This window comes from Streptomyces vinaceus (assembly GCF_008704935.1).
Classification (GTDB): Bacteria; Actinomycetota; Actinomycetes; order Streptomycetales; family Streptomycetaceae; genus Streptomyces; species Streptomyces vinaceus.
In genome coordinates, this window is the sequence record NZ_CP023692.1 from 1,247,898 (window position 1) to 1,273,667 (window position 25,770).

Annotated in this window: 22 protein-coding genes; 8 read left to right on the top strand and 14 right to left on the bottom strand. The window is 72.3% G+C overall.

Annotation, left to right across the window (positions count from 1 at the left end; genetic code table 11):
* Positions 1-66: 66 nt before the first annotated feature.
* The 3 genes from CP980_RS05585 to CP980_RS05595 all read right to left on the bottom strand — a co-directional run bounded on the left by CP980_RS05585 (position 67) and on the right by CP980_RS05595 (position 4,117).
* Entirely contained in the window at positions 67-1,485 is a 1,419-nt protein-coding gene (locus tag CP980_RS05585) for a family 2B encapsulin nanocompartment shell protein (RefSeq protein ID WP_150492813.1), read from the bottom strand.
* Positions 1,482-2,699: a family 2 encapsulin nanocompartment cargo protein terpene cyclase gene (locus tag CP980_RS05590; protein WP_189998367.1), complete on the bottom strand. Its 1,218-nt coding sequence runs from the start codon at positions 2,697-2,699 to the stop codon at positions 1,482-1,484. Before CP980_RS05590 ends, CP980_RS05585 begins: the two co-directional genes overlap by 4 nt.
* 110 nt (positions 2,700-2,809) lie before the next feature.
* Positions 2,810-4,117, bottom strand: coding sequence for an NsdA family TPR-like regulatory protein (locus tag CP980_RS05595; RefSeq protein ID WP_150492815.1), 1,308 nt, complete (start codon positions 4,115-4,117; stop codon positions 2,810-2,812).
* 307 nt (positions 4,118-4,424) lie between these two features.
* Between CP980_RS05595 and CP980_RS05600 the strand changes: the two genes are divergently transcribed.
* Positions 4,425-5,837 (top strand): family 2B encapsulin nanocompartment shell protein, encoded by a 1,413-nt coding sequence (locus CP980_RS05600; protein WP_150492817.1) that lies wholly within the window; start codon positions 4,425-4,427, stop codon positions 5,835-5,837.
* A gap of 13 nt (positions 5,838-5,850) precedes the next feature.
* Entirely contained in the window at positions 5,851-8,064 is a 2,214-nt protein-coding gene (locus tag CP980_RS05605) for a terpene synthase family protein (RefSeq protein ID WP_189998364.1), read from the top strand.
* Positions 8,065-8,075: 11 nt separating this feature from the next.
* Here CP980_RS05605 and CP980_RS05610 read toward each other — a convergent pair whose 3' ends face one another.
* Positions 8,076-9,011, bottom strand: coding sequence for a cation diffusion facilitator family transporter (locus tag CP980_RS05610; RefSeq protein WP_150492819.1), 936 nt, complete (start codon positions 9,009-9,011; stop codon positions 8,076-8,078).
* 200 nt (positions 9,012-9,211) lie between these two features.
* Between CP980_RS05610 and CP980_RS05615 the strand changes: the two genes are divergently transcribed.
* Positions 9,212-9,664: a hypothetical protein gene (locus CP980_RS05615; RefSeq protein WP_132759540.1), complete on the top strand. Its 453-nt coding sequence runs from the start codon at positions 9,212-9,214 to the stop codon at positions 9,662-9,664.
* A 141-nt stretch (positions 9,665-9,805) separates the two neighbouring features.
* Here CP980_RS05615 and CP980_RS05620 read toward each other — a convergent pair whose 3' ends face one another.
* The 6 genes from CP980_RS05620 to CP980_RS05645 form a co-directional block, all read right to left on the bottom strand.
* The gene (locus tag CP980_RS05620) at positions 9,806-12,025 is read right to left on the bottom strand and encodes an NADP-dependent isocitrate dehydrogenase (RefSeq protein WP_132759539.1); all 2,220 of its coding nucleotides are present in this window, start codon (positions 12,023-12,025) and stop codon (positions 9,806-9,808) included.
* Between the two features lie 214 nt (positions 12,026-12,239).
* Entirely contained in the window at positions 12,240-12,593 is a 354-nt protein-coding gene (locus CP980_RS05625) for a DUF805 domain-containing protein (RefSeq protein ID WP_099888658.1), read from the bottom strand.
* A 408-nt stretch (positions 12,594-13,001) separates the two neighbouring features.
* The gene (locus CP980_RS05630; protein ID WP_373312775.1) at positions 13,002-13,841 is read right to left on the bottom strand and encodes a chitosanase; all 840 of its coding nucleotides are present in this window, start codon (positions 13,839-13,841) and stop codon (positions 13,002-13,004) included.
* Positions 13,842-14,180: 339 nt separating this feature from the next.
* Entirely contained in the window at positions 14,181-15,263 is a 1,083-nt protein-coding gene (corA, locus tag CP980_RS05635; RefSeq protein WP_150492821.1) for a magnesium/cobalt transporter CorA, read from the bottom strand.
* Between the two features lie 65 nt (positions 15,264-15,328).
* Positions 15,329-15,721, bottom strand: a complete 393-nt coding sequence (locus CP980_RS05640) for a TOBE domain-containing protein (RefSeq protein WP_099888660.1) — start codon at positions 15,719-15,721, stop codon at positions 15,329-15,331.
* A 9-nt stretch (positions 15,722-15,730) separates the two neighbouring features.
* Complete coding sequence (locus CP980_RS05645) at positions 15,731-16,666, bottom strand: LysR family transcriptional regulator ArgP (protein ID WP_150492823.1); 936 nt, start codon at positions 16,664-16,666, stop codon at positions 15,731-15,733.
* A gap of 69 nt (positions 16,667-16,735) precedes the next feature.
* Here CP980_RS05645 and CP980_RS05650 point away from each other — a divergent pair, with 69 nt between their 5' ends.
* From CP980_RS05650 to CP980_RS05660, 3 genes are all read left to right on the top strand, one after another.
* Entirely contained in the window at positions 16,736-17,359 is a 624-nt protein-coding gene (locus CP980_RS05650; RefSeq protein ID WP_132759535.1) for a LysE/ArgO family amino acid transporter, read from the top strand.
* Between the two features lie 76 nt (positions 17,360-17,435).
* Positions 17,436-18,626, top strand: coding sequence for an NUDIX hydrolase (locus CP980_RS05655; RefSeq protein ID WP_150492825.1), 1,191 nt, complete (start codon positions 17,436-17,438; stop codon positions 18,624-18,626).
* Positions 18,627-18,777: 151 nt separating this feature from the next.
* Positions 18,778-20,295: an MFS transporter gene (locus tag CP980_RS05660; RefSeq protein ID WP_150492827.1), complete on the top strand. Its 1,518-nt coding sequence runs from the start codon at positions 18,778-18,780 to the stop codon at positions 20,293-20,295.
* Here CP980_RS05660 and CP980_RS05665 read toward each other — a convergent pair.
* Genes CP980_RS05665 through CP980_RS05680 form a run of 4 tightly spaced genes read right to left on the bottom strand, consistent with a single transcriptional unit; the run spans position 20,284 to position 24,063 of the window.
* The gene (locus tag CP980_RS05665; protein WP_132759532.1) at positions 20,284-21,183 is read right to left on the bottom strand and encodes a hypothetical protein; all 900 of its coding nucleotides are present in this window, start codon (positions 21,181-21,183) and stop codon (positions 20,284-20,286) included. The two genes, CP980_RS05660 and CP980_RS05665, sit on opposite strands and share 12 nt — an antisense overlap.
* Before the next feature lie 52 nt (positions 21,184-21,235).
* Positions 21,236-21,772, bottom strand: coding sequence for a cupin domain-containing protein (locus CP980_RS05670; RefSeq protein ID WP_099888666.1), 537 nt, complete (start codon positions 21,770-21,772; stop codon positions 21,236-21,238).
* Positions 21,769-22,986, bottom strand: a complete 1,218-nt coding sequence (locus CP980_RS05675) for a cytochrome P450 (RefSeq protein ID WP_150492829.1) — start codon at positions 22,984-22,986, stop codon at positions 21,769-21,771. Before CP980_RS05675 ends, CP980_RS05670 begins: the two co-directional genes overlap by 4 nt.
* Before the next feature lie 27 nt (positions 22,987-23,013).
* On the bottom strand, positions 23,014-24,063 hold the full coding sequence (locus CP980_RS05680; RefSeq protein WP_099888668.1) for a type III polyketide synthase: 1,050 nt from the start codon (positions 24,061-24,063) through the stop codon (positions 23,014-23,016).
* 204 nt (positions 24,064-24,267) lie between these two features.
* Between CP980_RS05680 and CP980_RS05685 the strand changes: the two genes are divergently transcribed.
* A complete protein-coding gene (locus CP980_RS05685) occupies positions 24,268-25,542 on the top strand; it encodes a cytochrome P450 (protein WP_229906830.1) in 1,275 nt (424 codons plus the stop codon).
* Entirely contained in the window at positions 25,539-25,766 is a 228-nt protein-coding gene (locus tag CP980_RS05690) for an acyl-CoA carboxylase epsilon subunit (protein WP_165937375.1), read from the top strand. The genes CP980_RS05685 and CP980_RS05690 overlap by 4 nt, the downstream gene beginning before the upstream one ends.
* Positions 25,767-25,770: the final 4 nt, after the last annotated feature.

A 25,770-nucleotide genomic window follows, 5' to 3' on the forward strand; every position in this document is an offset into this window, starting at 1 on the left:
CCTGCACGGCGCCCCGGGTACGGGACTGCAGAGCAGTACAGCCGATCGGCGGCCACCGGACAACCGTCAGGTGCGCGGCGCCGCGATGTCCACGTTCTCCAGGATCCCGAGGGCGTCGGGGACCAGGACGGCCGCCGAGTAGTAGACGCTGACCAGGTACGACATGATCGAGCGCTGGTCGATCCCCATGTAGCGGACGTTCAGGCCGGGTTCGTACTCCTCGGGGATCGCGCTCGGGCGCAGGCCGATGACCCCCTCCTGCTCCTCCCCGGTGCGCAGCGCGAGGATCGAGCTGGTGTGGCCGCCGACGACCGGGATCTTGCCGCAGGGCAGCAGTGGGATCCCGCGCCAGGCGGGCACGGACTTCCCCTGCACCTCGGCGGTGTCGGGCACGAGGCCGCGCTTGTTGCATTCGCGGAAGAAGGCGGCGATGGCCTTGGGGTGGGCGAGCAGCACCTTCGTACCGCGGCGCATGGTGACCAGTTCGTCGAGGTCGTCGGGGGTCGGGGGCCCGGACCAGGTGTTGACGCGCTGGTCGTACGCGGCGTTGTGGAGCAGCCCGAACTCCCGGTTGTTGACCAGCTCCCACTCCTGGCGTTCGCGCAATGCCTCGACGGTGAGCCGTAGTTGCTGCTCGAACTGGTTCATGGGGTCGTTGTACAGGTCGGCGACGCGGGTGTGGATCTGCAGGACGGTCTGGGCGAGGGAGAGTTCGTACTCGCGCGGGCGGAGGTCGTAGTCGACGAAGGTGCCGGGCAGCAGCGCTTCGCCGGCGTGGCCGGAGGCGAGCTCGATGTCGGCCTCGCCGCGCCGGTTGACGGGGCGGCGGCCGTTGTCCACGTACCGTTCCAGGTGCGCGCGCAGGGCCGCGGAGCGCTCCAGGACCTCCTGGAAGGCGCGCCAGCGCAGCACCATCACGGTGCCGGCGGTGGCGGCCCGTACGGTGTAGCCCCAGCGCGGTTCGGGGCGGCCGAGGGCGTCGTCGCCCAGCTGGTCCCCGTCGGCGACGACGCCGAGGACTTCCGTCGCCCCGTACTTGCCCAGGGCCCGCTTCTCCAGGCGGCCGTGGGCGATGACGAACACCTCCTCCACGGGCGCGCCCTCCTCGACCAGGGTGTCGCCTGCGCGCAGGTCGCGTGGGACGAAGCGCGCGGCGAGGTCCTCGAAGACCTCCGGGTCCGGGAAGCCCTTGAGGGTGGGGAGTTCGCCGAGGGTGGGCGCGAGGATCCGCACGTCGTCGGCGCCGCTCTGGACGAAGGAGACCCTGCCCCGGCCCACGGCGTGGCTCAGGCGCCGGTTGACGCGGTAGGTGCCGGCGCTGACGTCGACCCAGGGCAGGACGCGGGTCAGCCAGCGGGAGCTGATGCCCTGCATCTGCGGGACGGACTTGGTGGTGGTCGCGAGATTGCGGGCGGCCGCGGTGCTGAGGGCGGCCTGCCGGGCCGCGGCCCCGTCCTCGGGGGTGGTGGCTTCGGGGGTGGTCATGCCGGGATCCCTCCGTGCGTCGGGGTGCCGTCCGGGGCCGGGGCCCGCCCCGCCGGGTGGTAGCGGGCGGTGGTGCGGTGCCATTCGAGGTTTCCGCCGAGCCAGGCCCATACGTCGGCCAGGAAGCGGACCAGCGGCGGGAACCCGGCCGCGGCGAGGAGGGCCGACTCCTCTTCGAAGGCGTGGACGAGCTCGTCGTGGAGGTCGGCCGAGCGGCGCACGGCCTCGGCGCGCGAGCAGCCTTCCTCGGCCTCGATCAGGGCGGGCAGGTTGTAGTTGACGGCGGCGCTCTCGTCCTCGCGGTGCATGGAGTAGAGGTCGTTGACGATGACGCTGGCGGAGGCGGCCTTGAGGACCGCGCCCCGCACGCGCGGGTCGGCGTACGCCTCGACCGGGAGCTCGTAGCCGCCCGCCGGGTCGAGCATCACCATGGCCGGGATGAAGCTGTTGTCCTGGCGGACGGCGAGGAACTCCCAGACGGGCGGGGTGCGTCCGGCGACCCGCCAGCCCGCCTCGGCGGTGTAGCCGGAGAACAGCGCGGCCATCTCGTGCCGGTAGCGGGTGAGCTGGGAGCCGGTGGCGTACCGGGAGAGGTGCTCGGTGCTGGAGCGCAGCGCGACGAGGACCGGGTCGGCGCACATGGCCCGCTCCAGCAGGGGCGCGTAGGCGGCGGGGAGGTGGGCCGGGTCGATGGCGGCCAGGGCCTGGGACAGGTGGGTGGCGATCCGCAGGGGGACGGCGCCGGCGCTCTCGTCGTCGCAGTAGTAGTCGTCGGTGGCCCACTGGGCGAGGGTGCACTTGGCGGGCGCGAGCAGCCGGTCCGGGTCCTCGACGTGGGCGTACGTGAGCATGGTGTAGCGGCCGAGCGACAGGGCCCGTACGTCGGCCGGGCGGCCTGCGTAGATCCCGGTCTGCTCGGCCCAGGCGAGGAGCCGGTCCTCGACCACCTCCGCGAGGGCCGGATCGTCGCGCTGCGGGGGCGGGCAGTACAGCTCGGGGACGGCGGGCGCCGGGGCGGGGGCCCGTACGGAGACCGGACCGGGGGCCGGACCGGCAGCCGGGGCCGGCGGCGGCGGGGCGGCCGGCGGCGGGGCGGCGGGCGGCGGGGCGGGCCGGATGCGCAGGGTGCTGGTGCCGGGTCCGCCCGGCCCCCCGCGCAGCCGGGCCAGCAGCGCCGCACGGGAGGGAACGGGAGCGGCCGAGGGAAGGGACATGGCACGACAGTGCGTCGCGGGCCCGGCGTCGGGGTACCCGCCGGAGCGGCGGCCCTGTTGAAAATCCCGCGCGGTTGAAGCTCTGCACGGATGTACGAGCAGGGGCTCCGTCACGTCCCCGCGGCGACCCGCTCCAGCAGCGGCCGTACGACGCCGCTGGCGCGGACCGCCCGCAGCCTCCCCCGCATCCGGCGCAGCGCGTCCGTCACCCGGGCCGATTCCAGCTGCGGTACGGCGTCCAGGACCTCGTGCCAGGCGGCGCAGGCCCGCTCCAGATGGCCCTGGCCCAGATGGAGTTCGGCGAGCCGGGCCGCCGTGACGGCCCGGGCCCGCCGCTCGGCGGGCGGCCGGTGGCGCAGGGAGGCGCCGAGCGCGGCGATGGCCCCCGGGCCGTCGCCCAGCGCGGCCAGCGCCTCCGCCTCCTGGTGGCACAGCGCGGCCTGGTGGTAGTCGCCGATCGGAGCGCTCTGCCCCTCCGAGCGCTCCAACAGCTTCTGGGCGCCCGCCAGATGGGCGATCGCGGCCCGCCGGTCCCCGCAGGCGGCCTCCGCCACCGCCAACTGGCCCGTGACGAAAGCCGCTTGGAGCGTCGGCAGCCGCCCGGCCTCCCGCGCCGCCGCCTGCGCGAGCTCCAGCGCCTGCGTGCGGTGGCCGAGGTGGTGGGCCTGCACGCTCATGGCCCGCAGCACGGGCGCGTGGCACTGCGGATCGCCGGCCTCCCGGCCCAGCCGCAGCGCCGCCCGGTAGTAGGCCTGCGCCACGCCGTGCTGGTTGCCGTCGAAGCACAGGAAGGCGGCCGTGTAGGCCAGCCGGGAGGTGGCGCCCAGCAGCCGGTGGCGTACGGAGGGCGGCGCGTCGGCCCGCAGCCACGGGGCGACGGTGGTGGCCAGGTACGCGGTGAGGGCGGGCCGGGCCAGGCCGCTGCCGAACATCATGTCGCTGTTGCGGAAGACCGGGAGCACCGCCTCGGCGGCCCGTACGTGGTCCAGCCCGATCCGTGCCCCACCGCGCCGCCCGGTCCGTACGCCGGCCCTTTCCGGGTCCTGCGGTGGTTCCTGCGGCGGGCGCCAGGCGCTGGAGTACACCGGGATCTCGCCCAGTGCGCCGACCCCGAAGTCCGGTCCGGCGTCGGCCTGCCCGCCTTCGGTCCGCGCGGCGGCGGACGGGCGGGCCAGTCCGGTGTCGGCGGCGGCGATCCGGCGCCGGGTGCGCAGGCTCAGGGCCTCGGCGGCCAGGGCGACGACGTGCGCGGGCGGCTTGGTGCCCGCGAGCCAGTGGGAGACGGAGGTCCGGTCGTAGCTCAGGGTGAGGCCGGCCTCGGCTGCGACGCCGTTGACGGCCCGTGCGAAGTCCTGCCCGCTCCAGCGGGCTTCGGCCAGGAGGGTGCGCAGTCGTCCGTTGGGGTCTCGCTTGGCCATCCGGAACCGCCCAACTCGTACGTGTGTCCAGCGCTTCAACACGGTCGGAGATTCAACAGGGTGGGACGGGGGCCCGTGTACCCGGTGGGGCCGCCCTGCCTCTAACTAAGACGTGTGCACACGGTGGCCCCCGGTCACACCGGGTGTCCGTGGCGTGCGGGAGCACGCGGATCACGTACAAGCGGGGCCACTCCTTCCGATCACCCCCGTACGCGGCGTGCGCGACGCACGCGACCGCGAGCCGCGCCGCATCCGGAGCCCGCAGGACCGGCCGACCAAGGAAGACCGACCGAGAGGACGTTCCGTCATGCCTGTCGACCCGACGACCGAAGACAGCGCCGCCGCACAGCAGAGCCGCTCCTCCCGCCAGAGCCTCAGCACCGACGCGGCGCGGAACCTGGCGACGACCACCAAGTCCGCCCCGCAGATGCAGGGCATCAGCTCCCGCTGGCTGCTGAGGATCCTGCCGTGGGTCCAGACCAGCGGCGGCACGTACCGGGTCAACCGCACGGTCAGCTACACCCTCGGCGACGGGCGCATCAGCTTCGTCAAGACCGGCTCCGAACTGCGGGTCATCCCGCCCATGCTGCGCGAACTCGGTATGCTGCGGCACTTCCCCGACGACGCGGTCGTCAAGTCGATCGCGGACCGGTTCGTCAAGGAGGAGTTCCGCAAGGGCGACGTGATCGTCCGCCGCGGCGAGCCCGTGGACAAGATCTACCTGATCGCCCACGGCCGCATCGAGCGGCTCGGCGAGAGCGCGTACGGTGAGGAGGCGAGCCTCGGCGTCCTCAGCGACGGCGACCACTTCGGCCACCACCCGCTGCCCGACGCCCGCTGGGAGTTCACCGCCCGGGCCCAGACCGACGTGGTGACCATGACGTACAACCGCGGCAACTGGGACGAGGCCCTGACCCGCTCCCCCGCCCTGCGCCGGCACGCCGAGGCCTATCTGGAGGCGGAGCGGGTCGGCCGCAAGGGCAGCGAGGCCGTGGACGTGTCGGCCGGCCACACCGGCGAGGTCATGCTGCCCGGCACCTACGTCGACTACGACCTGAGCCCCCGCGAGTACGAACTGAGCGTCGCCCAGACCGTGCTGCGCGTGCACACCCGCGTGGCCGACCTCTACAACCAGCCGATGAACCAGTCGGAACAGCAGCTGCGCCTGACCATCGAGGCCCTCAAGGAGCGCCAGGAGAGCGAGCTGGTCAACCACCCGGAGTTCGGGCTGCTGCACAACGCCGAGTACGAGCAGCGGATCTACGCCCGCACCGGCCCGCCCACCCCCGACGACCTGGACGACCTGCTCAGCCGGCGGCGCGGCTCCCAGTACTTCCTCGCGCACCCGCGCACGATCGCCGCGTTCGGCCGCGAGTGCAGCCGGCGCGGCCTGTACCCGGCCTCCGTCGAGTTCCAGGGGCACATGATGCCCGCCTGGCGGGGGGTGCCGCTGCTGCCCTGCAACAAGATCCCGATCACGAAGGAGCGGACCAGCTCGATCCTGGTCATGCGCACCGGCGAGGACAACGAAGGGGTGATCGGACTGCACCAGCCGGGCCTGCCGGACGAGTACCAGCCGGGGCTGTCCGTGCGGTTCATGGGCATCAACGAACAGGCGATCGTCTCCTACCTGGTCACCGCCTACTACTCGGCGGCGATCCTGGTTCCCGACGCCGTCGGGGTGCTGGAGAACGTAGAGATCTCCCGCTTCGAGGACTGAGGGCGGCGCCCGTATGAGCAGCACCGCAAGCACCCAGCCCTTCGAACTGCCCGAGTTCTACGTCCCGCACCCCGCGCGCCTCAACCCCCACCTGGCCCCCGCCCGCGCCCACGCCCTCGACTGGGCCCGCTCCCTGGGCATGCTGGAGGGCTCCGGCGTCTGGGACCGCTCCGACCTGGAGGCCCACGACTACGCGCTGCTGTGCGCCTACACGCACCCCGAATGCGATGCCGCGACGCTCTCGCTGGTCACCGACTGGTACGTGTGGGTGTTCTTCTTCGACGACTGGTTCCTGGAGGTCTTCAAGCGGCGCGGGGACCGGGAGGGCGGGCGCACGGCGCTGGACCGCCTGGCGCTGTTCATGCCCGGATCCGTGCCCCCGCCGGGCGGGGCGGCGCGGGCCCCCGAGCCCGGGAACCCGGTCGAGGCGGGGCTCGCCGACCTGTGGGCCCGTACCGTCCCCGGCCATTCGCCGGACTGGATCGCCCGCTTCTCGCTCAGCACCCGCAATCTCCTCGTGGAGTCCCTGTGGGAGCTCGACAACATCAGCATCGGCCGGGTCGCCAATCCCGTCGAGTACGTGGAACAGCGCCGCAAGGTGGGCGGCGCGCCCTGGTCGGCGGGGCTCGTCGAGCACGCGGTCGGCGCCGAGGTGCCCGCCGCCGTCTCCGCCGAGCGGCCGCTGCGCGTGCTGCGCGACTGCTTCGCCGACTCGGTGCATTTCCGCAACGACCTGTTCTCGTACGAGCGCGAGGTCGGCCAGGAGGGCGAACTCAGCAACGGGGTGCTGGTGCTGGAGACGTTCTTCGGCTGCACCACCCAGGAGGCCGCCGACCAGCTGAACCGGCTGCTGACCTCGCGGCTCCAGCAGTTCGAGCACACCTTCTTCGCCGAGCTGCCGCCGATGTTCGTACGGACCGGCCTGGCCCCGGAGGAGGTCGCGGCGGTGCTCACGTACGCCCGCGGGCTCCAGGACTGGCAGTCCGGCGGCCACGAGTGGCACCTGCGCTCCAGCCGTTACATGAACCGCCGGGCCGGCCTGCCCTCCGGTCCTCCGGGGCTGGGCGGCGCTGTCTGCGCCCTCAAGGCACTGCTCGGGACCACCGGCGGTGCGGACCGCCGCCGGCGGCACACCCACGTTCCCCACCCGGTGGGACCCTCGGTGATCCCGGACTTCCACCTGCCGTTCCCGACGCGCCTGAACCCGCACCTGGAGGGGGCGCGGGGGCGGCTGGTGGAGTGGAACCGGGCGATGGGGATGTTCGACGAGGGCCTGTGGTGGGAGGAGAAGGCGGTCGACTACGACTTCGCCCTGTGCTCGGCGGGCATCGACCCGAAGGCCTCGGCCGAGGACCTGGACGTCAGCGCGGCCTGGCTGAGCTGGGGCACGTACGCGGACGACCTCTATCCGCTCCGCTTCGGCGCCACCCGCGACCTGGCCGGGGCCAGGGCCCAGGACGCCCGGCTGCGGGCGCTGATGCCGCCGGAGCCGGGGGCGCCCACCCCCGCGCCGGTGAACGCGCTGGAGCGCGGGCTCGCCGACGTGTGGCTGCGCACCATCACCCCGATGGCCCCGGCCGGGCGGCGCATGTTCCGGGCGGCGATGGACTCGGTGCTCGACGGCTGGCTGTGGGAGGTGGAGAACCAGGCGGCCCACCGGGTGCCCGATCCGGTGGACTACCTGGAGATGCGCCGGGTGACCTTCGGCTCGCCGATGACGGCCTCGCTGGCCCGGATGGCGCACATGGACGTCGTACCGGAGGCCGTGTACGGGAGTGCGGCGATGCAGTCGCTGGAGGCGGCCGCCTTCGACTACTCGGGGCTGATGAACGACGTGTACTCGTACCAGAAGGAGGTGGAGTACGAGGGCGAGCTGCTCAACATCCTGGTCGTCACCGAGACCTTCTTCGGCTGCGACTACCGGACGGCGCTCGGGGTCGTGGGCGATCTGATGACCGCGCGGATGAAGCAGTTCGAGCACGTGCTGGCCGACGAGTTCCCCGCCATGTACCGGGACTTCGCCCTGGACGCGGCGGCGCGCCGCGCCCTGGACCGGTACGCGGAGGAGCTCAAGCAGTGGATGGCCGCGATCGCGACCTGGCACGCGCGGACCGGGCGCTACCGGGAGGAGGACCTGAAGCGGCACCACGCGCGGCGGACCGGGGCGGTCGTCGCGGCCTTGCCCGGTGCGCTGCCCCGGGCTCCGCACCGGGCCGGGTGGGCCTGAGGGCGCCGGCGCTACGTGTGCAGGGCCCGTTCGTCCTCGGCGTGGCCCTGCGGTTCCAGCTGGAGGGTGGAGTGGGCCACGTCGAAGTGCTCGCCGACGCAGGCCTGGAGCCGGGCGAGCAGCTTGCCGTGCTCCTCGCCGCGCAGGGTCTCTTCCGCCACCACGACGTGGGCGGTGAGCACGGGCATGCCGGAGGTGACCGTCCAGGCGTGCAGGTCGTGCACGGCCAGTACCCCGGGCTGCTCCAGGAGGTGCCCGCGTACGTCGGCCAGGTCCATGTCCTGCGGGGTGGCCTCCAGCAGGACGTGGGTGGCCTCGCGCAGCAGTCCGTACGCGCGGGGGACGATGAGCAGGCCGATGACGATGGAGGCGATGGGGTCGGCGGCCTCCCACCCGGTGAGCAGGATGACCAGGCCGCCGACGATGACGGCGACGGAGCCGAGGGCGTCGCCGAGCACTTCGAGGTAGGCGCCGCGCAGGTTGAGGCTGTGCTCCTTGGCGTCGCGCAGCAGCCACAGGCCGACGCCGTTGGCGGCCAGGCCCACGACGGCCACGCCCAGCATCAGCCCGCCCTTGACCTCGACGGGTTCGCTGAAGCGGCGGATCGCGGTGTAGAGGACCCAGACGAAGATCGCGAGGAGGAGCAGTGCGTTCAGGACGGCGGAGAAGATCTCGACCCGGTAGAAGCCGAAGGTGCGGCGCGGGGTCGGGGCGCGCTGGGCGAGGGTGACCGCGCCGAGCGCGAGGGAGACCCCGACGGCGTCGGTGAGGCTGTGCGCGGCGTCGGCGAGGAGGGCGAGGCTGCCGGAGAGGAGGGAGCCGACGACCTGGATCAGGGTGATCGTGGCGCTGATGCCGATGGTCCAGAGCAGGCGGGCTCGGAACGTCCCGCTGACGGTCCCGGCGGCCGCCGAGGGAGCTCCGTGGTCGTGACCCATGATCAGCATCCGACCACAGGAGGCCGGTGTGCGCCCGCCGGACGTCCCCCACCTGGCCGAATGGACAAAAGTGCGCCGCGTGTACAACTTATCCGGAATGCGACATTCCCCTAGCCATCCGGCAGAACTGGCGCATAATCATCGCTACGCGGCTCGAATGAACCCTTGGCCGCGCATGGGACACGCATGCAATGGGGGGCATCGTGCCGATGAGGGATGCAGGCCGGACCGGCACGCTGCCGGCGACGTCCGACGAACTGTCCCGGCTGCTGACCGTCGTCCGGCGGGGACGGGTGCTGACGGTCACGGGGCGGTTCCGGGAGCCGCGGAGCCGGCTGGTGCGGGAGATCGCCGGGCGGCTCTCGTCCAACTTCTGCGACGGCGCGGCCGTCGTCGCGATCGGCCGGCCCTTCGGTGTGCGCGAGCTGACGGCCGCCCTGGGCTGCGTACCGGGCATGCCGTTCCTGCCGTACGGGACGGCGGACGCCGTCTCCTGGCTCGCGGAGCGGGACATGCTCCTGGTCCTGGACGGCGCCGAGCACCTCGCGCCGGAGGCGCTGGCCTGGCTGCGGCGCCTGCTCACCGCGGCCCCCGGGCTGCGCATCCTGGCCTCGGGCCGGTCACCGCTGGCCTTCGAGGGGGAACGCGTCCACCGGCTCTGAGCAGGGGGCGAGGGGCAGGGGGCGAGGGGCAGGGGGCCGCAGACCCCGGAACGGTCCGCCCCCGGCCGTACGAGCGCGGGTACGGGTCCGCCCCGGTCGGCGGCTGCCGACCGGGGCGGAATCGATCAGGACGACCGGACCTCAGGCGAGGGTGGCGATCGCCTGGTTGAAGGTCGCGGACGGCCGCATGACCGCCGCGGCCTTCGCGGCGTCGGGCTGGTAGTACCCGCCGATCTCGGCCGGGGAGCCCTGGACGGCGACGAGCTCGCCGACGATCTTCTCCTCGGACTCGGTCAGGGTCTTGGCGAGCGGGTGGAACGCCGCGGCCAGCTTCGGGTCGTCGGTCTGGCGCGACAGCTCCTGCGCCCAGTACAGGGCGAGGTAGAAGTGGCTGCCGCGGTTGTCGATGCCGCCCAGCTTGCGGCTCGGCGACTTGTCCTCGTTGAGGAAGGTGCCGGTCGCGCGGTCCAGGGTGTCGGCCAGCACCTGGGCGCGGGCGTTGCCGGTGGTGGTCGCGAGGTGCTCGAAGGAGACGGCCAGCGCGAGGAACTCACCGAGGGAGTCCCAGCGCAGGTAGTTCTCCTTGACCAGCTGCTGGACGTGCTTCGGGGCGGAGCCGCCGGCGCCGGTCTCGAAGAGGCCGCCGCCGTTCATGAGCGGGACGACCGACAGCATCTTGGCGCTGGTGCCCAGCTCCAGGATCGGGAAGAGGTCGGTCAGGTAGTCGCGCAGCACGTTGCCGGTCACCGAGATGGTGTCCTCGCCGCGGCGGATGCGCTCCAGGGAGTACTTGGTGGCCTCGACCGGGGAGAGGATCTCGATGGTCAGACCCTCGGTGTCGTGCTCGGCGAGGTACGTCTTGACCTTGGCGATCAGCTGCGCGTCGTGCGCGCGGCCCTCGTCCAGCCAGAAGACGGCCGGGACGCCGGTGGCGCGGGCGCGGGTGACGGCGAGCTTGACCCAGTCCTGGATCGGGGCGTCCTTGGTCTGGCAGGCGCGGAAGATGTCGCCCTTGGCGACCTGCTGCTCCAGGACGGCCTTGCCCTCGGCGTCGACGACGCGGACGGTGCCCGCGGCGGCGATCTCGAAGGTCTTGTCGTGGCTGCCGTACTCCTCGGCCTTCTGGGCCATGAGGCCGACGTTCGGCACCGAGCCCATGGTGGACGGGTCGAAGGCGCCGTGCGCGCGGCAGTCGTCGATGACGACCTGGTAGACGCCCGCGTAGCTGCTGTCCGGGAGGACGGCCAGGGTGTCGGCCTCGTTGCCGTCCGGGCCCCACATGTGGCCGGAGGTGCGGATCATGGCCGGCATGGAGGCGTCGACGATGACGTCGGACGGGACGTGCAGGTTGGTGATGCCCTTGTCCGAGTCGACCATCGCGAGGGCCGGGCCCTCGGCGATCTCGGCGTCGAAGGAGGCCTTGATCGCGTCGGCGTCGGGCAGCGCGCCCAGGCCGTTCAGGATGGTGCCGAGGCCGTCGTTCGGGGACAGGCCGGCGGCGGCCAGGGTCTCGCCGTAGCGGGCGAAGGTCTTCGGGAAGAAGGCGCGGACCACGTGGCCGAAGATGATCGGGTCGGAGACCTTCATCATCGTGGCCTTGAGGTGCACGGAGAACAGGACGTTCTCGGCCTTGGCGCGCTCGATCTGGTCGTTCAGGAAGGTGCGCAGCGCGTCGACGTGCAGGACGGACGCGTCCACGACCTCACCGGCGAGGACGGGTACGGACTCGCGCAGGACGGTCGTGGTGCCGTCGGCGGCGACGTGCTCGATGCGGAGCGTGCCGGCCTCGGTGATGACCGCGGACTTCTCGGTGGAGCGGAAGTCCTCGGCGCCCATGGTCGCGACGTTCGTCTTCGACTCGGGGGTCCAGGCGCCCATGCGGTGCGGGTGGGCCTTGGCGTAGTTCTTGACCGAGGCGGGGGCGCGGCGGTCGGAGTTGCCCTCGCGCAGGACCGGGTTGACGGCGCTGCCCTTGACCTTGTCGTAGCGCGCGCGGATCTCGCGCTCCTCGTCGGTCTTCGGGTCGTCCGGGTAGTCCGGAAGCGCGTAGCCCTGGCCCTGGAGCTCGGCGACCGCGGCCTTCAGCTGCGGGATCGAGGCCGAGATGTTGGGCAGCTTGATGATGTTCGCTTCCGGCGTCTTCGCCAGCTCGCCGAGCTCGGCGAGGGCATCGGCGATCCGCTGGCCCTCTTCCAGGTGCTCGGGGAAGCTGGCGATGATCCGACCGGCCAGGGAGATGTCACGGGTCTCGACATTCACACCGGCCGTCGACGCGTAGGCCTGGATCACAGGCAGGAAGGAATACGTCGCGAGGGCCGGGGCCTCGTCAGTGTGCGTGTAGATGATGGTCGAGTCAGTCACCGGATGCTCCGCTCCACAGTCTGCGTCTCTCGTCTGCAACATTGCTCGACATCAAGATATCTCGTGATCGGGGCGGTCCGGACAGCCCCCTGCCCGAGTCCCGGGGAGACACGCGTCACCCCCGGGCCCGCACGGCCCGTGGAACGGCGAGAGCGCCGCCCCGCGGCCGTTTCCGGCCGGGGCGGCGCTCAGGCGATCAGGCGTACGGGCCTGCTCAGGCGTGGACGGCCTTCGGGTTCGGGCCGTACTCGTTCGGCTGGGCCTGGCCCTCGGTCGCCATGAGGACGAGGAGCCAGATGCCGCCGATCAGCGGGACGAGGGCGATGAGCAGCCACCAGCCGGACTTGCCGGTGTCGTGCAGGCGGCGGACACCGACGGCCAGACCCGGGAGGAGGACTGCCAGCGCGTAGATCGCGTAGAGCAGCGGGTAGGTGCCGATCGCGTTGTCCAGGACGGCGATGATGATCAGGGCGATCAGGTTGAAGAGGGTGAACATCCAGTACTCCTGGCGGCGGGCGCGGCCGGAGAACACGGTGTACTTCTTCAGGACGTCGGTGTAGTAGTGCATGGGTCCCCCCTGAGGACGGTTCGTCGGCCCGTCCGTCTGGAGCAAGCCGAGGCAGAACTTATGCCCCGCTTATGTGGTGGTCAAGCCACTTCACAACCCGCCGGAAGAGCCGCATTTCGCCGGTTCACCGACCAAAGTCACCGGCCTCGGGCGCCACTTGGAACCCACGGATCGTTCCGCGTCACAGCGCGTGACGAAATGGGGGAGATAGCTGCCATTTCGTGATGCAGGAGGGGCTCCTGAATCACTCGCAGGCAACCTGTGCACCCCCTCGCCCCCGCCGGAGCGCCCTCGTCCGCACCCACATCGTTACGGCTCCGCGACCCTGTCAGCCGCTGTCACGTACGTGCACGGCGCCCCGCGCCGGACCCTCGCACCGGCACGGGACGCCGTGAACTCACCTGCGGCTCAGCCGATGTGGAACGAGTCCCCGTAGACCTTCCAGTCCAGCGGGGTGTTGAGGTTCAGGTTCCCCTTCTTCAGGAAGACCCGCTGCGCGGTGTCGACACGGCTGGTGTCGCTGTGCGCCTCCTCCTGCTTCATCGCCCAGACCCGGGCGTCGAGGAAGGCGTTCAGCCAGGTCGTCTCGTTCCCGCCCTGGGCCGGGGGCTTGGCCTTGGACAGCGCCCGCTTGCGGATGTTGCGGAAGCTGGTGGAGTCCCCGCCGTCCCCGTGCATGACGATGGCGTCGTAGTAGATGAACTGGCCGAGCGCGCCCACCCCGTCGGACTTGCCCTGATTGACTGCGGGGTTGAAGTAGACCCGGTCGCGCTCGTGGTCCTGGGCCTTCTTGAACTCGGCGTCCTGGGCCGCCTTCGCCCAGTCCTTGGTGAAGTTGGGGTCGAGGCCCTGGTGCGAGTCGGAGCCGTCGACCTTCCGCAGGGCCGGCAGGTACTTGGCGAGCACGTTGCCGGGCTTGACGTCGGTGTAGTACTCGACGAGGTCAAGCATGTCGCCCGTACCGGAACAGAAGCCGATGATCCCGGCCGTGTAGCCGCGGCCGTCGTCTATGTCCTCGATGTACTTGTACTGCGCCTTCCAGTCCAGGGAGGAGTTCTCCGCACTGGAGACGATCTGCATCGCGATGTCCTTCTTCGCCGGGTCGTCGAGCCCGACGGCCTTCGCCGCCGTCGCGGCGGCGGGTGCGGCCGCGGGGGCCGCCGTCGCGTGGGCGGTCACCGGGACGGCGAGGAGCGCGCCGCCGAGCAGGGCGCTGATGGCGATTCTCTTGCGGTGGGGGGCGAACACAAGACCTCCATAGGGGAGTTGAGGCTTGGCAGCTTCGTTAGGAAACTTTACTACCAGAGGTCGGGACAGCTCAATACCCCCGCACGCCACGTGTGCGGCCGGCAGGACAGGGTGCGACAGCGCTGGTTCATCGACCAACGCGCGGGACGCGCGGTGGCCGGATTTCCGTACCCGGGACCAGTGCCCCCGCTCCCCGCGCGCTTGTTTGACTGGGGGTACACCACGGAGGACGCCCCGGTGCCGGCGGCTCTCGCGCCGGGCGGACCCGTGGGAGGAAGGGGAGGTCCCCGCGCCCCGATCGCGGTGTTCGGCGCGCGGGCCCCTGGCCCGGAAAAAGGCTCAGAGCCAGCCGTTGCGGCGGAAGCCGCGGTGGATGACGAAGCAGGCGAGGCCCATCACGCCGACCACGATCGGGTAGCCGTACGTCCAGTGCAGTTCGGGCATGTTGTCGAAGTTCATGCCGTAGATCCCGCAGACCATGGTCGGCACGGCGACGATGGCCGCCCACGCCGTGATCTTGCGCATGTCCTCGTTCTGCGCGACGGTGACCTGCGCGAGATGCGCCTGGAGGATGGAGTCGAGCAGCGCGTCGTACGCGTTGATCTGGTCGGTGGCCCGGGTCAAGTGGTCGGCGACGTCGCGGAAGTACGCGCGGACCTCCGCCGGGATCACCGGTATCGGCTGCGTGGCCAGGTGCTGGAGCGGGCGGCTCAGCGGGGCCACCGCCCGGCGCAGCTCCAGCAGTTCGCGCTTGAGCTGGTAGATGCGGCCCGCGTCGCCCCGGCCGCCGTACTCGCTGAACACCGCCGTCTCGACGGCGTCGATGTCGTTCTGCACCGCGTCCGTGACGGCCACGTAGTCGTCGACGACGTGGTCGGCGATGGCGTGCAGCACCGAGGCCGGCCCCTTGGCCAGTTGGTCGGGCGCGGCCTCCAGGCTCTCCCGGACCGGGCCGAGCGTGCCGTGGCCGCCGTGCCGGATGGTGATGACGAAGTCGTCGCCGGTGAACGCCATCAGCTCGCCGGTCTCCACGACCTCGCTGGTCGCGGTGAGCTCCTCGTGCTCCACGTAGCGCACCGTCTTGAAGACGGAGAACAATGTGTCGTCGAACCGCTCCACCTTGGGGCGCTGGTGCGCGGTCACGGCGTCCTCGACGGCGAGGGGGTGCAGGCCGAACAGCTCGGCGAGCCCGGCGAGCTCCTCCCTGGTCGGTTCGTGCAGGCCGATCCAGACGAACCCGTCGCCCGCCTTGCGCACCCGGCGCAGCGCCTCCTCCACCTCGGCGCAGCCGTCCTGCCGTGCTCCGTCCACGTAGACCACGCAGTTGACCACCGCGCTGCCGAGCGGGGAGCGGGAAGGGTGGCTGAGGTCGACGGCGCGGCGGTAGCCGCGGCGCACGGCCCGGCGCAGGTTGCTGAACATGGACAACGGGGTACTTCCCTTCGGCGGATCAGCGGCCAGTCTGCCACCGCCGCCGATCGGCCCCGTCAGACCCTGTCGATGAACACGCTCGTCGACTTCACCCGGGCCACGGCCTGCGCGCCGACCTCCAGGCCGAGCTCCTCCACCGCCTCCCGGGTCAGGAGCGATACGACACGGTGCGGGCCGGCCTGGATCTCGACCTGTGCGTCGACCGTGCCGAGCTTCACGGCGGTGACGATGCCGGGGAAGGCGTTGCGCGCCGAGGTGTACGGGGCGTCCTCGCCCTCGCCCGCCTCTTGGGCGGCCTGCACGCAGAACGCGGCCAGGTCCGGCCCGTCCACCATGCGCCGCGCGCCCTCCCGGCGGGTGGGGAAGCGCTCGGCGTCGGCCCAGCGGCGGGCCGTGTCGACGCTCACGCCGAGCAGCCGCGCGGCCTGGCCGATCGTGTAGGACTCCATACCCGCAGCTTAGGGGGTGTCCCGCCGGTCGGGCCGGACCCCGTCCTGGCGCAGGGCCCCGGCCGCCGCGGCCGCCACCACCCGTGCCACCGTCGACAGCGCCGGGGAGTCGAGCTTCCACTGCTGCCAGTACAGCGGCACGTCCAGCGGCCGCCGCGGCGCGAGCAGTTCCAGTCCGCCCGCGCCGACCAGCGGCTCCGCCTGGGGCTCCGGCACCAGTCCCCACCCCAGCCCGGCCGCCACCGCGTCGCGGAACCCCTCCGAGGTCGGGACGTGGTGGCGCAGCGGCCCGGCCGCGGCGTCCTGATCGCCGGTCAGCGACCGTACGTACCCGTCCTGGAGCTCGTCCCGCCGGTCGAACACGATCACCGGGGCCTCCCGCAGTCCCCGCTCCAGGTCTCCGGTCAGGTACCGGGCCACGAAGGCGGGGCTCGCCACCGGCAGGTACCGCGCCAGCCCCAGCCTCCGTACGGTGCACCCGGCCACCGGGTCGGGCGAGGAGGTGACCGCCGCCATCACCTGGCCCTCCCGCAGCAGGCCCGTCGTATGCCCCTCGTCCTCCCGGTGGAGCTCGAAGAAGACCGGCGGGTCCTGCGGCACCCGGGTGAGGGCGGGCAGGAACCAGGTGGCCAGCGAGTCCGCGTTGACGGCGATCGGCAGCCGCACCGGACCGCCCGACTCCTGCGCCATCCCGAGCTCCGCGCGAGCGTCCCGCTCCAGGCGGGCCAGCTGCCGGGCGAAGCGGACCACCACCTGCCCGGACTCGGTCGCCCGTACAGGCTTCGTCCGCATCAGCAGCACCCGCCCGGTCCGCTGCTCCAGCGCCTTCACCCGCTGGCTCACGGCCGAGGGGGTCACGTGCAGGGCCGCGGCCGCCGCGTCGAAGGTGCCTTCGTCGACCACGGCGAGGAGGGTCCGCACCTGGTCCAGGGGAAGTTCGTCCATCACGAACGCTAAGGGTACGTAAATATCTTTAGCTGTACTGAAGCCGCGCGGCTGCCTACGGTCGAAGACATGACACACGGCATCATCGCGGCGGCGCTCGCCGGCTTCGGCACCGGACTCTCCCTCATCGTCGCCATCGGCGCGCAGAACGCCTTCGTCCTGCGGCAGGGGGTGCGCCGGCACGCCGTCCTCGCCGTGGTCGCGATCTGCGCCGTCTCCGACGCGCTCCTCATCGCCCTCGGCGTCGCCGGGGTCGGTGCCTTCGTCACCGCCTGGCCGGCCGCCCTGACCGCGGTCGCCATCGCCGGAGGCACCTTCCTGATCGCCTACGGGTTCCTCGCCGCCCGGCGGGTGCTGCGGCCCGCCCCCGGCGCCGCCCTGGCCGCCGAGGGGGCCACCGCCGGGTCCCGCCGCCGGGCCGTCCTGGTCTGTCTGGCCATGACCTGGCTCAACCCGCACGTCTACCTGGACACCGTCCTGCTGGTCGGCTCGCTCGCGGCCGACCGCGGCGACCTGCGCTGGGCCTTCGGCATCGGCGCCGCAGCGGCCAGCCTGATCTGGTTCGCCACCCTCGGCTACGGCGCCCGGCTGCTGAGCGGCGTGCTGGCGCGCCCCTCGGCCTGGCGGGTGCTGGACGGGCTCGTCGCGGCGACCATGGTCACCATGGGCGGGATGCTGCTGGCCCGGGCCTGACCGGCGGGCGCGGCGGGCCCGCGCGGGGTGGGGGTCCGCCCCGTACGGTGGCACGACCAGACACCAGGAGCCCCCTTTGCCCGACCGCCCGTCCGCCCCTCCCTCCGACAGCCCGGCCGGGCGGACGCCGGGCCACGCCCCGGGCCACGCCCCGGGGCGCCCCTCCCCCGACGAGGTGCGCCTGTACTACGCCGCCCGGCCGTCGCCGCTCGTCGCCGCCACCGCGATCGTGCTGGACCCCGCCGGGCGTGTCCTCGTACTGGCGCCCTCGCCGCCCCGGGCGGAGGCGGAGCTCCCGGGCACCGCCGTCGAGGACACGCAGACCCCGGAGGAGGCGCTGGCCCGCGGGCTGGAGGAGGAGCTGGGCCTGTCCGCGCCGATCGGCCGGCTCCTCGCCGTGGAGACCCGGCGGCCCGGCCCGCTCGGCCGCTCCCTCATCGCCCACGTCCACCTCGTCGGGCCGCTCCCGCCGGAGCAGGCCGGCGCGCTCGCCTCCGCGGACGGCGGGCCCGCCGGGGCCCGGTGGCTCGTGCCGGAGGAGGCGTACGCGGCGCTGCCCGCCCGGCTCGCGCCCCGGCTGCGCGCCGCCCTGGCCGCCCTGTACGCCGGCTCCCTCGCGCACCTCGTCGACGGGGTGCCGCAGCCCGGCTCCCCCGCCGGCCTGGACCCGCGGCGGCGTACGGCCCTGGAGCACGCCGGTTCCTTCGACGCGGCCAGCCACCGGGCCGCCCGTCCCAAGGCCGTCACCGCGGCGAGCGTGGTGTTCACCGACTCCGCGGGCCGGGTCCTGCTGGTGGAGCCCTCGTACGGCAACTCCGGGCGCTGGAACCTGCCGGGCGGCGGGATCGACAGCGACCTCGGCGAGACCCCGCGGGCCGCCGCCCGCCGGGAGGTGCGGGAGGAACTCGGCCTCGACCTCGCACCGGGCCGGCTGCTCGGCGTCAACTGGGCCCACAAGCCCGGCTATCCGGCCCGCATCCGCTTCCTCTACGACGGCGGGGTCCTGGACGACGCCGCCCTGGCCCGGATCCGCCTCGCCCCCTTCGAGCTGCTGCGCTGGCGGGCCGCGCCCGTCGGGGAGCTGCGCGCGCTGGTCAAACCCTCCCTGCGGCGCCAGATCGAGGCGTGCCTGCGCGCACGCGCCGAGGGCACGGGCCCGCTGGAGCTGCACGCCGGCCGCCCGGCCGACGCCCCGCGCGAGAGGAAGGGCAAGAAGGGCACCGGGGAGAAGAAGGAGAAGGAGAAGGGGACGAAGGGGAAACGGTAGGAGAAACCAACGCGGTACTGGTCCATCCGGACGGCGTCATGGCGTGGCGCGCGGGTGACGGGGCGCTCTCACGCATCGTCGAACCAGACAGTCCACGCACACGCGTACGCCCTCTCGCCGGCGAGAACGCGCGGAACCCATGGAGCCACCCATGTCCGCAGAGCCGACCCGTCCCGGAACCAGTACCGCTTCCGCCGTCCCCGGCGCCGCGGCGCCCCCCGATCCGCGCCGCTGGTGGATCCTCGCCGTCATCGGCCTCGCCCAGCTCATGGTCGTCCTCGACGCGACCATCGTGAACATCGCCCTGCCCTCCGCCCAGGCCGGCCTCGGGTTCTCCGACGACCAGCGGCAGTGGGTGGTGACCGCGTACGCGATCACCTTCGGCAGTCTGCTGCTGCTCGGCGGGCGCCTGGCGGACAAGTTCGGGCGCCGCCGGGCCTTCCTCGTCGGGCAGATCGGCTTCGCGGCGGCCTCCGCGCTCGGCGGCGCCGCGGCCACCTTCGGGGTCCTCGTCACGGCCCGCGCCCTGCAAGGCGTGTTCGCGGCGCTGCTGGCTCCCGCCGCGCTCTCGCTGCTGACCACCACCTTCGCGGCGCCCGCCGAACGGGCCAAGGCCTTCGGCGTGTTCGGGTCGCTCGCCGCGTCCGGGGGCGCCGTGGGGCTGCTGCTGGGCGGTTTCCTCACCGAGCACCTGAGCTGGCGCTCGACGATGTACGTGAACCTGCTGTTCGCCGCCGTCGCCGTCACCGGTGGGGTGCTGCTGCTGAAGCGGCCCGCGCCCACCACCCCGCCCCGGCTGGACCTGCCGGGCACGGTCCTCGCCTCGTCCGGGCTCTTCTGCCTGGTCTACGGACTGGCCACGGCCGGCCCGCGCGGCTGGCACTCCGTACGCAGCCTGGGCTTCCTGGCCATGGCCGTGCTGCTGCTCGGCGCCTTCGTGTGGTGGCAGCGCCGCAGCCCGCACCCGCTGCTGCCCCTGCGGATCGTGCTCGACCGGGTCCGGGGCACGGCGCTGATCGCCGTGTTCATCACCGGGGTCGGGATGTTCGGGGTGTTCCTGTTCCTGACGTACTACCTCCAGCACACCCGCGGCTACAGCCCGGCCCGGACCGGGCTGGCCTTCATGCCGATGTCCGGCTGCACGATGATCGGCGCGATCGGCAGCAACATGGGGCTGCTGGGCCGGATCGGCGGGCGCCCGCGCATCGTCACCGGCATGCTGCTGTCGGCCTGCGGGATGGCCTGGATGACGAACCTGACGGCGACCGCCCCGTACGTCGTGGACGTGCTGCCGGGCCAGGTGGCGACGGGGCTGGGCATGGGCCTGATCACGGCGGCCGCCATGAACCTCGGCACGGCCGGCATCGACCCGCGGGACGCGGGGGTGGGCTCGGCGACGGTCAACGCCATGCGGCAGACGGGCGGCTCCGTCGGCACGGCGCTCATGAGCACCCTTGCCGCCGGAGCCGTCGCCCACTCGCTGGCGGGCCGGCGGCCCACGCCGGACCTGATGGCGCGGGCCGCCCTGGAGGGTTACCACACGGTCTTCACGGCATCGGCGGCCATCTTCGCCGTCGGCGCGGTGCTGACCCTGTTCATGCTTCCCGGCGGCCTGTCCGTGGAGCGCCGGCACGGCGCTCCCGGGGGCCGTGGTCCGTCAGCGCGGTGAGTGGCCGCCGGCGGCCGGCGCCGCCGGCTTGGCCTGCTGCTGGGCGGGCTTCGCGGGGGCGGGCGGGGCCACGGGGGCCCCGTCGGCCGTCAGGCAGTTCGACAGCGAGCTGCGGACCCGGTCGCCGGTGGAGAAGTGCTTCACCCGGCAGGAGTTGGTCCCGATGCCGCCGTCGACCTGGCCGTAGCCGGGGCCGATCGTCAGGACGGTGTCGTTCAGGCCGCGGACCGTGTCGTTGCCCGGGCCGCCCTGGACGATGCCCGCGGACTCGGCGCCCACCGACTTGGGCTCGATGACGTCGTTCTCGCTGCCGCCGAGGACCCGGCCGCCGAGGTCGACGTTGCCGGTGCGGATCAGGTCGTTGCCGTCGTTGCCGAAGACCTGGCCGCCGCCGCGCTCGTACTCGCCCGGCTGGCCCATGACGCTGCCCGTGGTGATCTTGTCGTCGCCGTGGTCGCCGTAGACGCTGGCGCCGTGCTCCGCCGTGCCCACGACGAGCGCGGTGATGATGGTGTCGCTGCCCAGACCGCCGCGCACCGAGGAGTTGCCGTTCTTCGGGGCGAGGTTGTTGACCTGGAGGGTGTCGTCGCCCTCGCCACCGAGCACCTGGGAGTCGATCAGCATGCCCTTGACGCGGATGTTGTCGTTGCCGCCGGCGCCGTCGATGATGACGTTCTCGACGTCGTTCTCGCACAGGATCGTGTCGACGCCCTCCGTGCCCCTGACCACCGTCAGACCGGACTTCACCTCGACACCGTTGAGGTAGCACCAGTAGGACGGCAGGGAACTGGCGGCCTGGGCCGGGCCCGCCGCCAGCGTGGCGGCGGCGACGACCGTGCCGGCCAGGACGTACGTGGCGGTGCGAAGTTTGCGGCGCGTGCGCAGCATGAATTCTCCCGAGAATGGTGTGCGTGTGGTGTGGGGGTTCTTGCGGTGGTGGTCAGGACAGCTCGTGGCGCAGCGGCGTGAGCTGTTCGATGTCGTAGCGCTTCCGGAGTGCGTGGACCGCGGCGGGATCCGGGGTGGCGCTCGTGTCGAGCAGTTCGAGGAGCTCCTCGAAGTACCGCTCGTGATCGGGGGGCGGGGAGGCCTGGAAGAACATCCGGGCCGGTTCGCCGGTGGGGTTCGCGAAGGCGTGCGGACAACCGGGCGGAACCACGATGACGGTTCCTGGCGTGGCACGGACGACCTGGCGTCCGTCGAGCGACTCCCAGTGTCGCCAGTCGTCCCCGGAACGGACGCGCGGCTCGAAGGCCATGACGTCGAGTTCACCCTCCAGGACGTAGAAGAGCTCCTCGCTGCGGGTGTGCAGGTGCGCCCCCACGTCGAACCCGGGCGGGACGACGACCTCGAAGCTGGAGGCCACCGTGGAGTGCTCCCCGGTGACCTTGAACGTGACCTGCTGGGCGTCGGTGTGCAGCTTGCGGCCGTGACCCGGGGGCACGAGCAGCCCGTCGCGGGCGACGTGCGCGGTCATGACCAGGTCACGGGCAGACCTTCGGGCCCGCGGATGAGGGCCCCGGGCCGCCAGCGCAGTTCGCTCACGGGGACGCTGAAGCGCAGGTCCGCGAAGCGGTCGAGGAGGGCGTCCACCATCAGCTCGGATTCGAGGCGGGCCAGCATGTTCCCGGGGCAGAAGTGGGGTCCGTACCCGAACGAGACGTGCGGGTTGGGGCTGCGCTCCAGGTTCAGCTCGTGGGGGTCGGGGAAGACCTCCGGGTCGCGGTTGGCCGCGAGGTAGGAGACGTAGATCGCCTCGCCCGCCCGGATGAGCTGCCCGGCCACGGTGACGTCCTCCAGGGCGATCCGGGAGAGTCCGACGGCGTTGCGGTGCGGGATGTAGCGCAGCAGCTCGTTGATGGCCGAGGGCCGCAGGGCCGGGTCGCTGCGCATCCGGTCCATCAGGTCCGGCCGGGTGAGCAGGATGTAGACCATGTTGCCGACGTTGTTGGTGACGGCCTCGCCCCCGATCTGCAGGAGCAGGGCGAGGCCGGTGGCCTCCTCGGCGGTGACCTCGCCCGCCTCGATGGCCTTGACCAGGAGCCCGATGACGCTGTCGCCGCCGGCCACTTCCCCGGTGCGCATGCGCCCGCCCAGGTAGGCGCACATGTCGTTCTTCGCCTGTTCGCTGCGCTGCGCGCCCTGGGCCGAGGAGAGGATCAGGGTGGTCCATTCGTGGACCCTGGGCCGGTCCTCCTCCGGTACGCCCATCAGCTCGCACACGACGGCGAGCGGGAAGGGCGCCAGCAGGCGTTCGGTCAGGTCCACGGGCGGGCCGTCGCGCAGGATCCCGTCGACGTAGCCGTCGAGCATCTCCTTCGCGCGGGTGCGCAGGCGCTCCACCCCGGGGGTGGTGAAGGCCGCGCCCACGGTGCGCCGCAGCCGGGTGTGGTCGGGCGGGTCCTCGAACCCGACCGCACCCGGTGCGGGGATGAAGTGCGGGGCCAGGCGGGTGACATCGTGTTCCACGACCAGCTTGCGGCTGAACCGGGGATCGTTGGCCACCATGCGCACGTCGTCGTACCGGCAGACGAGCCAGGCCCACCCGCTCCCGTTGGGCATGCGGATCCGGGTGATCGGACCCGCCTGCATCAGCTCGGCGAGGACGGGGTCGAAGTCGACCCCGTCCAGGGCCGGGGTGGGCCAGTGCGTGATGGGTGGCCTTGAGGTAGCGGGGCCGTCCTTCAGCATTCTTCGGATTCCTCCCTCACCCGGTCCTCATTCCGAGGTCCAGCTGCCCAGTGAGATCTCCGCGGTGATGCCCGGGCCGAAACCGGCCAGCAGGCCCCGCGCGGCGTCGGCGGTGCCGTTCTCGTCGAACATGCGGCGCAGTGCGTCCAGGACGACGGCGCTTGCGATGTTGCCGTACTCGGTCAGTGTGGCCCGACTGAAGCGGAATGCCTCGGGTGCCACACCGAGGTACTTGCTGAGGTCGTCCAGGATGCGCGGTCCACCGGCGTGGATGATGTAGAAATCCAGCGCGGCGGCGTCCCAGCCATGGAGCTTGGCCAGGTCCTTGAGGGACGGTGCGAGCGGCTCCATGGTCCCCGGGACCCGCCGGTCTAGCTTGAAGTGGAACCCGGTGGACTTGACGTCGTACATGATCCAGTCCTCCGTCTGGGGGATGATGTACGAACTGTTGCGGTGCAGTTCCATGCCGGTTCCGCCCCGGCCGCGGACGACGGCCGCGCCCACTCCGTCGCCGAACAGGCCGTTGGAGAGCAGGTTGCCGACCTCAAGGTCGCTGGGCTGGTAGCACAGCGAGCAGAGTTCGCAGGACACGATCAGCGCGTTCGCCTCGGGGTAGGCCATGCAGAAGTCATGGGCCCGGTTGACCGCGGCGCCGCCCGCGGCACAGCCCAGCTGGGCGATGGGCAGCTGCCGGGTGTCCGTCCGGAAGCCGAGCGCGTTGATCATCCAGGCGGTCAGCGAGGGCATCATGAAGCCCGTGCACGACACGTAGATGATCATGTCGATGTCCTTGGCCCGGAGCTGGGCGTCCTCCAGCGCCTGCCGCACCACCGCCGGGACCCGCGCCTTGGCCTCGGCCTCGTACACGGCGTTGCGCGATTCGAAACCGGGGTGCTTGAGCGTTTCCTCGATGGGCTGCACGATGTGCCGCTTCGCGACGCCGGTGTTGCGGATCAGGCGCAGCGCCAGGTCGAGCTGCGGATGGTCCGCGTGTACGGACCGGCACAGATCGAGGGTCTGCTCCATCGTGATCACGTGCTCGGGCACGGACACCGTTGGCCTGCACAGAGTCGCCATGGGTGGCTCTCCTTTCGTGTCTGACACAGCCTCATCGACCTCCGCCGGATGCGCGCGCGGGACTACGGCGTTGGGGACATGAGCCAATCCGGTGACGCTGCGCCGCGGAGGCAGCGGAGCGAGTGGCGACAGGGAAGGGATGCCGGTGCCGATTTCCCGCGGAATCGCGCCTTGGGGGGTGCCATCCACGCAGGGAGATGAACCATGACGTCAGACCCGCAAACCGCCCTCCGGCCCGAGCCGGAGATGGACCCGGAGAGGGACGCCGGGGTGGACCCGGCCTCGGGCGAACCGGTGCACTGCTGGAACCTGGACGATTTCGAGGCGCTGGAATTCGACCCGTTCCTGCACGACCGCCTGCGGGACAAACGGGCCACCCGGATCCGGCTGCCGTTCGGCCAGGGAACCGCCTGGCTGATGGCGCGCTACGCCGATGTGAAGGCGGCGACCACCGACCCCCGGTTCAGCCGGTCGGAGCTGGTCGGCCGGACGATCACCGCCTCCTCCCCGCACGCGATCGCCTCGCAGCAGGCGTCGATGAACTACGCCGACCCGCCGCGCCTGAACGACATGCGGCGTGTGGTCGCCCGGGCGTTCACCGGCAAGAGCATGCAGAAGCTGCGGCCGACCGTGCAGCACACGGCCGACCAGCTGCTGGACGAGATGGAGCGGCACGGCTCGCCGGCGGACCTCGTCGAGCACCTGCACGGCCCGTTCCCGCTCGCGGCCGTCGCCGACCTGCTGGGGATGCCGCAGGACATGCGCCAGGACATGACCTCCTGGGCGAACGTGATCATGACCCCGGGGCCGGCCCCCGACAAGAGCACCGACGCCCTCAAGACGGTGCGCGAATGCGTGGTCGCCCTGCTCGCCATGCGGCGGGAGAAGCAGAGCGACGACCTGGCCGGGGTCCTCGCCGGGGCGGCCGACGCCGGTGAGATCACCGAGCCGGAGGCCGTCTCCATCGCCACCGCGATCCTCGTGAGCGGTGCGCACGCCGTCCGCAACAACAGCGCGAACATGGTGTACGCCCTGCTCACCCATCCGGAGCACCACGAACGGCTGCGCCGGGAGCCGGAGATGATCCCCCAGGCGGTCGACGAGCTGCTGCGGTTCATCCCGCACCGCAGCGGGGTCGGTCTGCCGCGGATCGCCACGCGGGACGTGGACATCGCCGGGGTCACGGTCAAGGCCGGGGACACCGTGTACTCCTCGTACCTCGCGGCCAACCGCGATCCCGAGGTCTTCCCGAACCCGGACACGCTGGACTTCGACCGCGGGCCCATCGCCCACATGGCCTTCGGCAACGGGCCCCACCACTGCGTCGGCTCGATGCTGGCCCGTATGGAGTCCGAGATCATCATCACCACGCTGATCGAACGCTATCCGCGCCTGGCCCTGGCCGTGCCGCCCGAGCAGCTCGAATGGCAGGCCGGGGCGCTGATCCGGGGGCCCAAGACCCTGCCGGTGACCTGGTGATACGCCGACACCGGATCAAGGTGGTCCGAGGCACCCCGGACCACATAGAACTGGCGGCACTCACGGCCGCCCTGCTCATACTGGCGCGCACGGCCCCCGTGCCGTGCGCGCCCCACGCCCGCTCCCACCGCCGCCACCGGGCCCACTGGGACCGGAACGTGACGTCGGTGGTGCACTGCCCCGCCCACTCCTGGCGGGCACGCCCGCCCGCGGGCTTCGTCTAGGGGG

What these genes read in the sequence shown, in the direction of transcription:
- CP980_RS05615 (WP_132759540.1), top strand. Translation starts at nt 9,212, where the DNA reads ATGAGGGATGCAGGCCGGACCGGCACGCTGCCGGCGACGTCCGACGAA.
- corA (WP_150492821.1), bottom strand. Translation starts at nt 15,263, where the DNA reads ATGTTCAGCAACCTGCGCCGGGCCGTGCGCCGCGGCTACCGCCGCGCC.
- CP980_RS05610 (WP_150492819.1), bottom strand. Translation starts at nt 9,011, where the DNA reads ATGCTGATCATGGGTCACGACCACGGAGCTCCCTCGGCGGCCGCCGGG.
- CP980_RS05680 (WP_099888668.1), bottom strand. Translation starts at nt 24,063, where the DNA reads ATGGCGACTCTGTGCAGGCCAACGGTGTCCGTGCCCGAGCACGTGATC.
- CP980_RS05645 (WP_150492823.1), bottom strand. Translation starts at nt 16,666, where the DNA reads ATGGACGAACTTCCCCTGGACCAGGTGCGGACCCTCCTCGCCGTGGTC.
- CP980_RS05685 (WP_229906830.1), top strand. Translation starts at nt 24,268, where the DNA reads ATGACGTCAGACCCGCAAACCGCCCTCCGGCCCGAGCCGGAGATGGAC.
- CP980_RS05625 (WP_099888658.1), bottom strand. Translation starts at nt 12,593, where the DNA reads ATGCACTACTACACCGACGTCCTGAAGAAGTACACCGTGTTCTCCGGC.
- CP980_RS05585 (WP_150492813.1), bottom strand. Translation starts at nt 1,485, where the DNA reads ATGACCACCCCCGAAGCCACCACCCCCGAGGACGGGGCCGCGGCCCGG.
- CP980_RS05665 (WP_132759532.1), bottom strand. Translation starts at nt 21,183, where the DNA reads ATGCTGCGCACGCGCCGCAAACTTCGCACCGCCACGTACGTCCTGGCC.
- CP980_RS05660 (WP_150492827.1), top strand. Translation starts at nt 18,778, where the DNA reads ATGTCCGCAGAGCCGACCCGTCCCGGAACCAGTACCGCTTCCGCCGTC.
- CP980_RS05650 (WP_132759535.1), top strand. Translation starts at nt 16,736, where the DNA reads ATGACACACGGCATCATCGCGGCGGCGCTCGCCGGCTTCGGCACCGGA.
- CP980_RS05675 (WP_150492829.1), bottom strand. Translation starts at nt 22,986, where the DNA reads ATGCTGAAGGACGGCCCCGCTACCTCAAGGCCACCCATCACGCACTGG.
- CP980_RS05595 (WP_150492815.1), bottom strand. Translation starts at nt 4,117, where the DNA reads ATGGCCAAGCGAGACCCCAACGGACGACTGCGCACCCTCCTGGCCGAA.
- CP980_RS05670 (WP_099888666.1), bottom strand. Translation starts at nt 21,772, where the DNA reads ATGACCGCGCACGTCGCCCGCGACGGGCTGCTCGTGCCCCCGGGTCAC.
- CP980_RS05605 (WP_189998364.1), top strand. Translation starts at nt 5,851, where the DNA reads ATGAGCAGCACCGCAAGCACCCAGCCCTTCGAACTGCCCGAGTTCTAC.
- CP980_RS05590 (WP_189998367.1), bottom strand. Translation starts at nt 2,699, where the DNA reads ATGTCCCTTCCCTCGGCCGCTCCCGTTCCCTCCCGTGCGGCGCTGCTG.
- CP980_RS05600 (WP_150492817.1), top strand. Translation starts at nt 4,425, where the DNA reads ATGCCTGTCGACCCGACGACCGAAGACAGCGCCGCCGCACAGCAGAGC.
- CP980_RS05640 (WP_099888660.1), bottom strand. Translation starts at nt 15,721, where the DNA reads ATGGAGTCCTACACGATCGGCCAGGCCGCGCGGCTGCTCGGCGTGAGC.